Source organism: Parapedobacter sp. (assembly GCF_053550995.1).
On sequence record NZ_JBMQOC010000013.1, the window covers coordinates 15,078 to 27,578 of the forward strand.

At 51.8% G+C, this 12,501-nt stretch carries 7 protein-coding genes; 4 read left to right on the forward strand and 3 right to left on the reverse strand.

The window, feature by feature from the left end:
* The first annotated feature begins 190 nt into the window (after positions 1 to 190).
* The 4 genes from ACO1NT_RS01865 (at position 191) to ACO1NT_RS01880 (ending at position 8,067) form a co-directional block, all read left to right on the forward strand.
* Positions 191 to 3,178, forward strand: coding sequence for a SusC/RagA family TonB-linked outer membrane protein (locus ACO1NT_RS01865; protein ID WP_449046671.1), 2,988 nt, complete (start codon positions 191 to 193; stop codon positions 3,176 to 3,178).
* 13 nt (positions 3,179 to 3,191) lie between these two features.
* Positions 3,192 to 4,904: a RagB/SusD family nutrient uptake outer membrane protein gene (locus tag ACO1NT_RS01870; RefSeq protein WP_449046672.1), complete on the forward strand. Its 1,713-nt coding sequence runs from the start codon at positions 3,192 to 3,194 to the stop codon at positions 4,902 to 4,904.
* A gap of 15 nt (positions 4,905 to 4,919) precedes the next feature.
* Positions 4,920 to 6,503 (forward strand): M60 family metallopeptidase, encoded by a 1,584-nt coding sequence (locus ACO1NT_RS01875; protein WP_449046674.1) that lies wholly within the window; start codon positions 4,920 to 4,922, stop codon positions 6,501 to 6,503.
* Positions 6,504 to 6,645: 142 nt separating this feature from the next.
* Complete coding sequence (locus ACO1NT_RS01880; RefSeq protein ID WP_449046676.1) at positions 6,646 to 8,067, forward strand: Gfo/Idh/MocA family protein; 1,422 nt, start codon at positions 6,646 to 6,648, stop codon at positions 8,065 to 8,067.
* Between the two features lie 20 nt (positions 8,068 to 8,087).
* Here ACO1NT_RS01880 and ACO1NT_RS01885 read toward each other — a convergent pair whose 3' ends face one another.
* The 3 genes from ACO1NT_RS01885 to ACO1NT_RS01895 all read right to left on the reverse strand — a co-directional run bounded on the left by ACO1NT_RS01885 (position 8,088) and on the right by ACO1NT_RS01895 (position 12,387).
* Positions 8,088 to 9,242: a methionine aminotransferase gene (locus tag ACO1NT_RS01885; protein ID WP_449046677.1), complete on the reverse strand. Its 1,155-nt coding sequence runs from the start codon at positions 9,240 to 9,242 to the stop codon at positions 8,088 to 8,090.
* A gap of 10 nt (positions 9,243 to 9,252) precedes the next feature.
* Positions 9,253 to 9,606, reverse strand: a complete 354-nt coding sequence (locus tag ACO1NT_RS01890) for a helix-turn-helix domain-containing protein (protein WP_449046678.1) — start codon at positions 9,604 to 9,606, stop codon at positions 9,253 to 9,255.
* Positions 9,607 to 9,789: 183 nt separating this feature from the next.
* Complete coding sequence (locus ACO1NT_RS01895; RefSeq protein WP_449046679.1) at positions 9,790 to 12,387, reverse strand: TonB-dependent receptor; 2,598 nt, start codon at positions 12,385 to 12,387, stop codon at positions 9,790 to 9,792.
* Positions 12,388 to 12,501 lie beyond the last annotated feature (114 nt).

Sequence of the window (12,501 nt, forward strand, 5' to 3'; positions counted from 1 at the left end):
TACGTTAACCTTGTTTTATCATTCAGGTTATAAACCCTGTTTGGCTGCACACTTTCGAAGCTGATTTATAGCGTATTTTAATCGGGCAAAAAACCAACAACGAGTATTTTCAATCGTAGGCGGATAGGAGAATCGAGCCCGCACCACAACAATAATGCACTACAACAATTAAACAAACATGAATGTAATTATGAAACACTGTTTTACTATTTTAATGCTGCTGTTTGCGGTTATAATCGCACAGGGGCAGCAGTCCGTGACGGGTACCGTTACGGACGACCAAGGCAACCCGCTAGCGGGTGTCACCGTGACGGTCAAGGAAAATCCCTCGTTATTGACCCAAACGGACAATAACGGCCATTTCTCCATTAACGCGAATAGCGGCCAGACCCTGGTTTTCACAGCCATAGGCTTTGCCGACCGTGAAGCAAGTATAACCGGGGCCGTGGTTTCGGTTTCTATGCAGGGAAGCGACCAGACGCTGGAGGAAGTTGTCGTGGTGGGCTATGGCGTGCAGAAGAAGGAAAGTTTGACCGGTGCGTTACAGGTGGTGCAGGGCGATGAGCTCAAGGACATCACAAACCCATCCGTGGAAAATATGCTGAACGGCAAGGTTTCAGGTGCCTTTGTAGCCCCCGGCTCAGGCCGCCCCGGATCGGGTGGTGCGGTCGTGATTCGCGGCCAAGCCACATTGAGTGGAACCACCAGCCCCCTATGGGTTATTGACGGTGTTATTATCGGATCAAGTCCGGGCGACTTGAACCCAAATGACATTGAAACCATGACCGTTTTGAAAGATGCCGCATCCACAGCAATCTACGGTTCACAGGGCGCCAACGGCGTTATCCTAGTAACCACAAAGCGCGCCCGGGCCGGGATAACAACGGTTAACGTATCTACCCGTATGGGCGTGAACCAATTGACCAATGGGAATCTTGAAGTGATGAATGGCGCCGAGTTGTATGACTATTACGCATCATTCGAGAACGCCAACAGCATTTCCTTTCCACGCTGGAACGAAGACTTACGGAACAGCAATTTCGATTGGTGGGATTTGGCGACAAAAAATGGTTTCGTGCAAGACCATAATGTGTCGATTTCCGGTGGCACGGAAAAATTACGCTCCTATTTGTCCGTAGGTATGTACGACGAAAAGGGCGCTGTGAAAGGCTACGATTATCGGCGTTACAATGTGCGCCTAAACCAAGAATACACACCGTTTGAATGGTTAACGATCAAACCATCGGTAGTAGGTGCACGCCGTGGCGTGAAAAACCAGGAATATTCGGTAACATCGATGTACTCCAACCTCCCCTGGGATAGCCCCTTTGATGCAGAGGGAAACCTAGTTCCCCACCGTTCAAGCACGTGGGTGAACAGCGCAAGCACAAACTACTTGTATGACTTGCAATGGAACCATTCAGCAAGCACGAACTACGAGTTGATGGGTAGCCTGGACTTCGAAGTGCAATTGACGGATTGGCTCACCTTTTCGTCGGTGAATAATTATCGGTATATCACCTATGCTTCTAACGGGTATACCGATCCGAGATCAAACGGCGGGCTAAGCGTAAACGGCCGTATTACGGACTACCGCTCCGAAAGTGCTAGGCGCTATACGAACCAGATGCTCACCGTGAACAAAACCTGGGGCAAGCACTCGCTGTTTGCCGTGGGTGGGTATGAGTTCAATGATTATTGGGGCAAAACACTCGACGTATATGGTACCGGTTTTATTCCGGGCTTCGAGATATTGGACGTGGTTGCCACGCCGGAACGCACGAAAGGAGGGATTAGCGAATGGGCTGTCCAATCATTCCTATCGAAGGTAAATTACACCTACGATAGCCGCTACCTCGTCGAAGCCTCGCTTCGTCGGGACGGGGCTTCAAATTTCGGTGATAACGCGAAGTATGGTAACTTCTTTTCCATCAGCGGTGGCTGGAACATCCAAAACGAGCACTGGTTTGATGCCGCTTGGGTAGACATACTGAAACTGCGCGCTTCTTATGGTTCTTCGGGCAACAGACCGAGTTCGTTATACCCACAATATGACCTGTATTCGGTATCAACCAGCTATAATGGCGATTCGGGCGCGCTGATCAGCCAAATCGGCAACCGGGACTTGACGTGGGAGAAGACCATGACCACCGGCGTGGGGGTGGACGCCTCGTTTTTGGATGACCGCATTCGCACCACGTTAGATTTTTACCATAAAAATACCGGAAATATCTTGTACAATGTTCCGATTAGTGGCTTGACCGGTGTGACCCGTATTTGGCAGAATATCGGCGAAATGAACAATAAAGGTGTTGAATTAACCGTCGGGGGCGATATCGTCCGCACAAATGATTGGTTATGGAGCCTGGACGTGAATATGGGCCATAACGTAAATAAATTGTTGGACTTGTATCCGACCCGGAACGCTGACGGCACCTATTCGGTTAAGCCGGTCATCATCGGCGACGGAGCAGGCATCGCGGGCTCGGCGGAATATGTGTTGGAACCCGGCAGGCCGGTGGATACCTATTACCTGAAAGAATGGGCGGGAGTGAATCCGGAAAACGGCGCTCCGATGTGGTACGTCGTGGAAAGGGACGCTGAAGGCAACGAAACTTCGCGCGAAACAACATCCAATTATGCGGAAGCAACCATCGAAAAGCTAGATAAGGCTTCACCTAAACTATTCGGTGGTTTTGCCACAACCGTGCAATACAAACAATTTGACTTGGGGGCCGTTTTTGGTTATTCCATAGGTGGAAAGTTGTATAACTATTCTCGCCAGGAATATGATTCGGATGGCACCTATACGGATAGGAACCAAATGAAGCTGATGTCGGACTGGAACCGCTGGGAAAAGCCCGGCGATATCGCCACACACCCGGTCGCCAAATACAACAACCAGGATAAAGGCAACCAGGTATCCTCCCGCTACATCGAGAAAAATGATTTCTTGCGCTTGCGTTCACTTACGCTGGGGTACAATTTCAAGTTGAACCAGTATGGCATGAAGAACGTACGGGTGTTCTTTGCCGGTGAAAACCTATTTGTCCTCACCGACTATTCAGGCGTCGACCCCGAGATCCCGGCGAACGACGGTTCGGTATTGTCATCTACCGGCCCGGGTGTGTACCCCGCTACACGTAAGTACATGTTTGGCTTAAATGTTTCATTCTAAAAAGGAAAATCAGATGAAAAAGACGATATTAATAGCATTATTGGCTTCGGCCACCTTTGCTTCTTGTGAGCTGGAACGTACCCCCTTCGGGTCTATGGATTCAGGTAAAATAGTAAGCGATCCGGAAGCATCGCTGGAATCATTACTCAATGGAACCTATGCGCAACTAAAGGCGTGGTCCGACCCGATGCACCGCTGTGGTGAATACGCGGGTGATAACATCATGATCCGTGGCTCGTCCACAGATGCTTTTTACGAGTTTATTTCTTTTGCACGCACGCCCAATAACTATCGTTTGGCCCAGTTTTGGGACAGTGGCTATAAAGCCATCGCCCAAGCTTCCAACATCATCAATTTATTTGAAGAGGGCACAAGCGCAGAGATAGACAATAAACTGGGTGAATGCTACTACATCCGTGGGTTGATGTATTTTTACTTCGTGCGTGCTTATGGCCGTCCCTACTATCAAAGCCCCGAAACCAATTTAGGGGTCCCGATCGTTAACGGTACACCCGATGATGTGATTAACATGACTTTGCCCGATCGGGCAACCGTGAAAGAAACCTATGAACAGGTTATCGCGGATTTGAAGAAAGCGGAGCAGTTGCTAACAGAAGAAAACGGGCCGATTTATGCCTCTGCTGGGGCGGCGCAAGCGTTACTATCACGGGTATACCTGTATATGAGCGGAACTTATGAGTCGCCGAACACCGAATTTGCACAGCTAGCGGCAGATTATGCCGATAAAGTGATCGGGTCTGGCGCCTATTCGCTGTTGCCCCGCGAGCAATTCATGAAATACAATACGTATACACCCGAAAACAATCCCGAAACCATCTTCGCCGTGAAACGTGTAGCTTCCGAGTTTTCGGGTTACGACCACTATTATGGTGTCGGGGGCATGTATGCCAATATCGGGGGCATGGGATGGGGTGAGATGTATGCCAGCGCCAAATATATCAGCTTGTTGAATGAAACGGGTCGCAACGACTGGCGGCCGGATCATTACAAACTGGTAGACGCGCGTGCTGCCTTTATTGAGCCTACGTACTCGGAAGATGCCAGCGGCGCTTATAAGGAAGTATTCCGCTTCATCAAAGATGATGGTGAAGACATACTGAACTACGTGCAAGCTGACGTCACGCGTAGCGGAAGTACCATTACGTGTAAGGAAGGAGATGATACGTATACGTTAACACCGGTCGACGCTGCCCAGGAAATCTACAGCATCCAATACAAAGATGGCAAGACCTACACGGGCGTGTTGGATTATTTCATTACCCTCAACCGCGTTTACCCCCAGTTCTACATTACGAAAGCTTCCAGAGAAGGGGAAGACTCACACCTGCATTCGCCGGTCATCAGCCGATTGGGTGAGGTTTATTTGAACCGCGCGGAAGCACAGGCTAAATTGGGAAACTATGATCTGGCATTGAAAGATTTGAATGAAATCAGAACCCGGTCCATCGTGGGCGGTGGGTATGCTTCGCTCAATGCAACCAATGCCGGCGACCGAATCGATAAGGAACGCCAATTGGAACTCGCTTTCCAAGCGGAGCGCAGCTACGATGTATTCCGCAATGGTAAAGCGCTGACGCGTGAGTATCCGGGGCCGCACAACCAATTTGAAACGATTTTGCCAACGGATTACCGCGTGGTGTACTACATCCCGCAAAGCGCTATCAATTCATATCCGGGCACATTGACCCAGAATCCAACAAATTAAGTGAACGGATACGGAATGAAACTAACAAAATTATTTCTGCTATGGTTTCTGGCCTCATCCCTACTTCAGGTCCACGCACAGTCTGCCAGTGAACTGGCGGCTATCTATGACGACCTGTCTATCTTCGAAGGCCCATTGGCGGGCGCATTGAAAAAGGGGACCAAGAAGCGGGATATCGAGCGTATACAGAACAACCAGTTAAAGGAAACCGCCCGCCAGCTCCTTACAGGCCAATATGAGGCACAATATCGATATGCAAGTTATGAAGCGTATTTAGCGCCGGCCACCTTGGGCCAGCACTTATTGATTGGCGACGGATATAGCAAATACGAAAACATGACCGGCATTTACCTGCCGCTGGGCAAACACGTCGTACTGGTCGACGGCATCGCACAGGGCCGAACGGTGAATTTGCTTATCCCCAATTGGAACCGGCATGCGCCCGAAGGTATCGAACCCACCAAAGACCCCGCGGGATGGGGCATCGTACGCCAAGAGATCCCATTGCATAATGGTGTGAATATCATCGAAGTAACCGATTTTGATGGGTTGGCCTATATCGACTATTTCTCCGACACGCCGGAAAACGAGAGCCCCATACAGGTGCATTTCCCTGCCGCGCAGGTAAATGGATACTTCGATGTGGCGGAAAATGATGACACCGACTGGAACAACCTCATTGACCACGCGGTTTACCCCATCATCGATGCGCGGGGGCGGCATATCCAAATCGCTTATCCGGCAGCGGATTGCAAAAAATATGCCTATGGAAGAGGTGTCGAACTGATCAGCAATTACGACTCGTTGGTCTATCGGCAACACCGGTTAATGGGATTGGTAAAGTACGATAAAGTACCCAAAAACAGAATCTTAGCGCGGGTAAACTACAATTACTACATGTTTCGGGACGGCGATGGGGTGGCTTACATGGGTACCAACCCGGGCAATGCGATGCCATTGGTGGTAGACCCCGACCGGGTGATATCGGGCGATCCCTGCTGGGGGTTCAGCCATGAGGTGGGCCATGTGCACCAACTGCGGCCGGCGTTCAACTGGGGTGGGCTGGGGGAAGTCAGCAACAATGTTTTCTCATTGTATGCAACAACCTCTTTCGGCAACAAAAGCCGTATTTCCGAACAGAGCAATTATCAAAAAGCGCGCGAAAGCATCATCGAAGGGAAAATCAGCTACCTGCAGGATAAGGATGTTTTCAACCGCTTGGTCCCGTTCTGGCAATTACAACTGTATTTTTCGGGTGTCGGCGAAAACCCCGACTTCTATCCCGATCTATTCGAAGCATTCCGGATGCAGGCAGCCGCGAAGCGGCAGCCGCGGCGCCGGGGTGGATGGGGCGATCGCGGGGAAAACCCGGCCCAGTATCAACTCAACTTTGTCAAAACAGCCTGTAAGGTCGGAAAAGTGGATTTGACGGATTTCTTTGACCAGTATGGCTTTTTCTATGTGGGTGATTTCGAATACGAGGATTACGCGCATTACCATTACCGCATGACGCAGGAAATGGTCGATCAATGCAAAGCCGAAATAAAGGCAATGGGCCTGCCCAAGCCGAAAGTGGCGGTTAGCGGGCTCAGTGACTGAGTGTAAATTAAAATTCAAACAAACGGTTGCGTTGCGCTCATATTTTGATAACTCACCAAACTACCTTATACTTGTTAAACAAACAAGTCCATCCCGCCAAGGCGGGGCAATTGCTGGCCAATGAAGATTAAATGATAAGCAGATGAACTATAATCGTAGAAATTTCTTGAAAAGTGCCACCCTTCTATCGGGAGCAATGGCTACGCTGCCCGCCGTGGCGCGCGAGGCACATGAAACCGGCAACGACTGGTTGCTTAATGCCCAACCGGGGCTTCCGCAACGATTCAACATGAGCGGCTATGCCGCGCCAAAAATCGATAAAGTGCGGATTGGATTCATCGGATTAGGCCAACGGGGGCCCGGTGCCGTGAACCGCATGTCGCGTATAGAAGGCGTCGAAATCAAGGCGCTGTGCGACAAGATCCCAGAAAGGGCCACCAAGGCCCAGGGTATTCTGGAGAAAGCAGGCCTGCCCAAGGCGAAGGAATATTCGGGCGAGGATGGCTGGAAAGATATGGTGGCCAATGAAGATTTGGACCTTGTTTATATCTGCACACCGTGGGACCTTCACACACCGATGGCTGTGTATGCGATGGAGCATGGCAAACACGCCGCAAGTGAAGTGCCTATTGCGATTACACTGGATGAGTGCTGGCAGTTGGTGGAAACGTCGGAGCGCACGAAGAAACATTGCATGATGCTCGAAAACTGCTGCTACGACTTTTTCGAAATGCTGACACTCAACATGGCGCGCAATGGTCTATTTGGCGAGATCCTACATGCCGAAGGGGCGTATATCCACGACCTGCTCGACCTCAACTTCAACAAGGATGGTTATGCGGATATGTGGCGGTTGCGGATGAACGCCACACATAACGGAAACCTTTATCCAACGCATGGCTTGGGGCCGGTGGCCCAGTGCCTCAATATAAACCGTGGCGACAAGATGGATTACCTGGTGTCGATGTCTACCAACGACTTCATGATGGCGGAAACGGCTGATGCGAAGGCTGCCGATGATTCGTTTTTCGAGCGGTTTGCAGGACGTAGCTACCGTGGCAACATGAACACCACGCTGATCCATACGGCGAAGGGCAAAACCATGATGATACAGCATGACGTCACTTCGCCACGGCCCTACTCGCGTATCCACTTAGTTAGTGGGACGAAAGGTGTAGCCCGTAAATGGCCTTCGCCCGAACGCATCGCTTTTGGCCATAATTGGATTAAAGACGAGGAGTTGAAAGAACTTTACGATAAGTATACCCCGGCGCTCATTAAACACGTTGGCGAAGCGGCCAAGCAGGTGGGCGGACATGGAGGCATGGACTTCATCATGGATTGGCGGCTGATCGATTGCCTACGCAACGGGTTACCGTTGGACCAGGATGTCTATGACGGCGTGGCGTGGAGCAGCATATTCCCCTTGAGCGAACAATCGGTGGCGCGGCGCTCGCGTTCGATGGATGTCCCCGATTTCACGCGGGGAGCCTGGAAACAGAACAAGCCGGTAAACCTTACGCTCGACGGCGGTGCCACCACTGGCGTGCGCAAGGTAGGGTAACCATACCAAACAAGAGCGCCTCATACCGCTTTGATGGCTATGAGGCGCTCTATTGCCCTTTCCAATGTTTCTTCGCGCTTGGCGAAGCAAATCCTAACCAACCCCTGATTGACCTTCTCTGTATAGAATGCAGCTACCGGTATGGTGGCCACTCCATGCCGCCGCGTTAACCATTGGCTGAAAGCCCGTTCGGGCCGATTGCTAATACCCGAATAATCGGCCAACAGAAAGTAGGTCCCCTTGCAAGGTAACGGCACAAAAGGCGTATCAGCAAGCCCTTGCAACAACAGGTCGCGCTTTGCTTGGAAAAATACATGAAGCTCCGAATATTCCTCCGGCCTATCCATGAAATCGGCCAGCGCATATTGGACGGGTGTATTGACACTAAACACATTGAATTGATGTACCTTGCGGAATTCTGCCATCAACTCGCGAGGTGCTAAACAATAGCCTACCTTCCAGCCGGTGATGTGATAAAGCTTACCGAAAGAGGCGACAACGAAAGCGCGCTCGCGCAATTCGGGATATTGTACAGCACTGCGGTGGCGCGTGCCATCGAATACCACATGCTCGTACACCTCATCGCTCAGCACGTAACAATCCCGACCCGTGACAAGGCGCGATAGCGCGCGGTAGTCAGCATCGCTGAATACGCGTGCCGTCGGGTTATTAGGCGAATTGATGACGATCAGCCGGGTCCTGCCATTCACCTGTTGCGCCACGGCCGACCAATTGATAGCAAAATCGGGTGCCAACAGGGTCACCGCCTTGGGCACGCCGCCGAATATACGAACAGCAGGTGCATAGGCATCATAGGCCGGTTCAAACAGCAATACTTCGTCGCCTGGACCAATCAATGTTGCCATGGCTGTAAACAATGCCTGCGTTGCCCCGGCGGTTACCGTGATCTCGGTTTCCGGATGGTAACTAAAACCCGTTGCCGCCGCCACTTTCGCACCGATCCGTTCGCGAAGGGACACCACGCCGGCCATGGGTGCGTACTGATTACGCCCGCTCCGCATGTGATGGCCTACCCGTTCGGCAAGCTGCGGGGAGCAATCGAAATCGGGGAACCCCTGTGAAAGGTTGATCGCTCCATGCTGCACGGCCAGTTGCGACATTTCGGTGAATATGGATGTGCCGGTATTGGGCAACTTTGATTTCAGCGGCTTCATACGTTATAGCTCAAAAGGCCTTTCCTTCCTTAAGCATTTCGCGATAAAAACGGATACTGTCTTCCAACTGCGCAATATACACTTCTTTGTCGTGAATAATTTTATTATATAATGCCTTCTCCTCCCTCATAAAATGCTCGACATCGAGCGGTAGCGCCCTATCGTCGCCCACCAACTCATGCAGCGTTACATCCAGTACGTTGGCGATTTGCCCCAACCGCTCGATGTCGACCCGCGTGATCCCACCTTCAATATTCTGGTAGGTCTTCAATGCGATATGCAAGGCATCCGCCATTCCGGCCTGCGACAACCCGCGCTCTTTCCGCAAGCGTTTGACTTTTAACAGAATAATTGCCTGTTCCATCGTCACCCGTTTAAACACCAAAACACCGTTCCCTCATCATACCTCCCTTCGGGAAGTAAAGGTATTATTTTTTGTAAAAAGACTACTAATTCAGTGGGTATTTTTTTAGGACGCCTCCCGTGCCCAAATGCGTATATTTTTATGATACATGGTGCGGATATCGATCCCATCAATCAATGGCAACTAAAATGCATACCGTATGGTAGCGCCATAGGTCCGTGGATCGCCCAATACGCCGGCATAGTGGCCGGCGCTGCCCCCCGCAGGTAGCAACTGCTCGAAATAGTCGGTATCGAACACATTCCGGCCCCACACAAAAAGTGACACCCCTTTCGCCGTCCGGAAACCGACGCGCCCGTTGATCAGTGTGTAGCCATTTACGATGAGGTAGGTGGACGGTGATGCGCTCGATGAGAAGGAAGACCGGTAGAAGCCATCCAGCGCAAAAATAAATTCGCCTTCCTGCCCAAATAGATGGGTGGTGTGGGTTGATGCTTCACCACCGAATGACGTAGCCCATTCCGAAATACCGGGCAGCTTTCCGCCCGAAATATCTTTAAAGGTAGGCCCGCCGACTTCCTCCAGCGGTGGCGGGGCGTTGGTAAACTTCACATATTTGCCATTGGTATATGCCAGCGAAGCATACACCGAGAAAAAGGAACCGAGCCTGGCGTTGGCATCCGCCTCAATCCCATTGACCCGAATGTGTTCCGCGTTGGCCAGGTAGCCACGGTTTACGGATAAATCGGCCGACTGCACCTGGGCCTGGTAGTCTTTGACTTCGGTGTTGAATAGGGTCAACCCCAGCGAAACATTCCGCGTAGGCTGCGCTTTCACCCCCACCTCATAATGCTGTACGTGTTCTGGCTTGATCACGGCCAGCTCCAACATGGTTTGTCCATTTTCGCGGGGTAGCCCACCTAAATTCAACCCGACGGGGCGATACCCGGTGGAGAACGTCGCGAAAGTGTTTACCTTATCGGAAGGTTCATAAGCGAGGGTGACCTGCCCCGACACATTGGTATTGTCGATATCTGCCTGGAAAGCCTGCGCTGCGTATACCGTGTTCTTAATGGCGAGCAACGCCGGGTCGTCGGTCTGCAGCCCGCCGTAGGTTTCGCGGCGGAAATCGACTTCCTTTTGATCGTAATTGAGCCGGATGCCGGGCAGTAAGCGGAGGGTTGGCGTGATTTTCCAGTCGACCTGTGCAAACACGGCCCCGCTGAACGTCTGCAAACTGGGGTACGTTTTTATACCATAGCCTTCCAATAATCCCGGTGTCTGCCACAATTCGCTCTCCGAATTCTGCGAAAAGCGCCATTGGTTCCGTCCCGATTCTTCGGTATGCGCGGAATCGGCATGAAGCGATTGCCCGAAGGCAAAAAGGCCAACCACCGCACTCACCTTCGGCGAGAGATCGCCCGCCCAGCGCACCTCTTGCGACCACTGCTCGTGGCGTGAGGGTGCTTGTGAAAGGGCCAGCCCTTGTAAACCGGTGAAATCACGGTCGTTTGAAGGCATCCAGTTCCAGTAACGCCAAGCGGTGGTTGCCGTCAGTGTACCGGGACCTACTTTTACATCCACATTGGCCGAAACACCACCTAGATCTTGGCCGGATCGCCACGGCGTATCGTGGTCAATCAGCCGATCGAACGCGTCCCGGCTAGGCAGCTCATAGCCCAAATCGGCAATGATTTGCGCAAACTGCCGGTAGGCCGGGCGTTGAGTCGGTGCTACGCCGGCAATTACCTGGGCGTATCCAGTGGGTCGCTGCCGACTCGCATCGCCGCTTATCAATACCTTCCAATTTTCGGAAGGTGCATACAGAAGCTGACCGCGCACCCCTAGGTTATTCAGGTCATTCAACCGTTGCTGGGTAGCCACATTGTAGAGCATCCCGTCGCGTTGTGTGCCGCTGAACGACAGGCGCGCCGCCAGGTGGTCATTCAATGGACCGCTCACCGATGCCTTTGCTTGGATATATCCGTAGTTTCCATAACTCAGTTCAGCCCTGCCCTCGGAAGTGAATGAAGGCCTGCGCGTCGTAACATTAAAGGCGCCGGCCACGGTGTTTTTACCGAATAGGGTACCTTGTGGGCCACGCAACACCTCGATTTGCTCCACGTCGATGAAGTCGAGCGTAGTAGCGGCTGGTCGCGCATAATAAACACCATCCACGTAAAAGCCCACACCGGGGTCGATACCGTCATTGGTAAGCCCAAACGTGGTACCCAAGCCACGGATGCTCAACGCGGTATTGCGCGGATTGGAAGAATACAACTGTACGGTAGGCACCAGCTCCTTCAGCCGGTTCACATTGAAAGCGCCGCTCTCTTCGGCGAGCGCACCAGCCACCACCGATACCGGTATCGGCACGTGCTGCAGCAGTTCCCTACGGCGGCGCGAGGTAACGACCACTTCCCCGAGTCCGGTGGCACTGCGTTCCAGCTCAATGGCCACCTTCGCTTCCGTTACCACCACTTCTTCCGTTGCGTAGCCGATATAGGAAACAAAGACCGTAACAGGCAACTTCTGGCCGGTAATAAACCGGAAATGGCCTTGCCGATCGGTCTTGGTGGTGTGGGTGATACCTTCCAACTGGAGTGTAGCCCCCACGAGTGGATCTCGCGTAGCCGCATCCAGCACAACACCTTCAAAGGTAGCGTTGATCAGCGGCTGCGTCTCTTGGGCTTGTACCAGGGTAAACACCGCTATTCCAAGACTTGTTAAGGCAATCCGCCTGATTGCCCTTGCATGAATACGTAGAGGTCTCAATCTCATTTGAAATACTTTTAGTTGCTAACGCAACAAAAGTATACCAATCTAGTAGACATTAAAAGGTATAAAAAGTGCGTGGTTTAGGAAGAAAAACGGCGTAAAGCAAGTGTTGTTAAC

What these genes read in the sequence shown, in the direction of transcription:
- ACO1NT_RS01865 (WP_449046671.1), top strand. Translation starts at nt 191, where the DNA reads ATGAAACACTGTTTTACTATTTTAATGCTGCTGTTTGCGGTTATAATC.
- ACO1NT_RS01890 (WP_449046678.1), bottom strand. Translation starts at nt 9,606, where the DNA reads ATGGAACAGGCAATTATTCTGTTAAAAGTCAAACGCTTGCGGAAAGAG.
- ACO1NT_RS01895 (WP_449046679.1), bottom strand. Translation starts at nt 12,387, where the DNA reads ATGAGATTGAGACCTCTACGTATTCATGCAAGGGCAATCAGGCGGATT.
- ACO1NT_RS01885 (WP_449046677.1), bottom strand. Translation starts at nt 9,242, where the DNA reads ATGAAGCCGCTGAAATCAAAGTTGCCCAATACCGGCACATCCATATTC.
- ACO1NT_RS01875 (WP_449046674.1), top strand. Translation starts at nt 4,920, where the DNA reads ATGAAACTAACAAAATTATTTCTGCTATGGTTTCTGGCCTCATCCCTA.
- ACO1NT_RS01870 (WP_449046672.1), top strand. Translation starts at nt 3,192, where the DNA reads ATGAAAAAGACGATATTAATAGCATTATTGGCTTCGGCCACCTTTGCT.
- ACO1NT_RS01880 (WP_449046676.1), top strand. Translation starts at nt 6,646, where the DNA reads ATGAACTATAATCGTAGAAATTTCTTGAAAAGTGCCACCCTTCTATCG.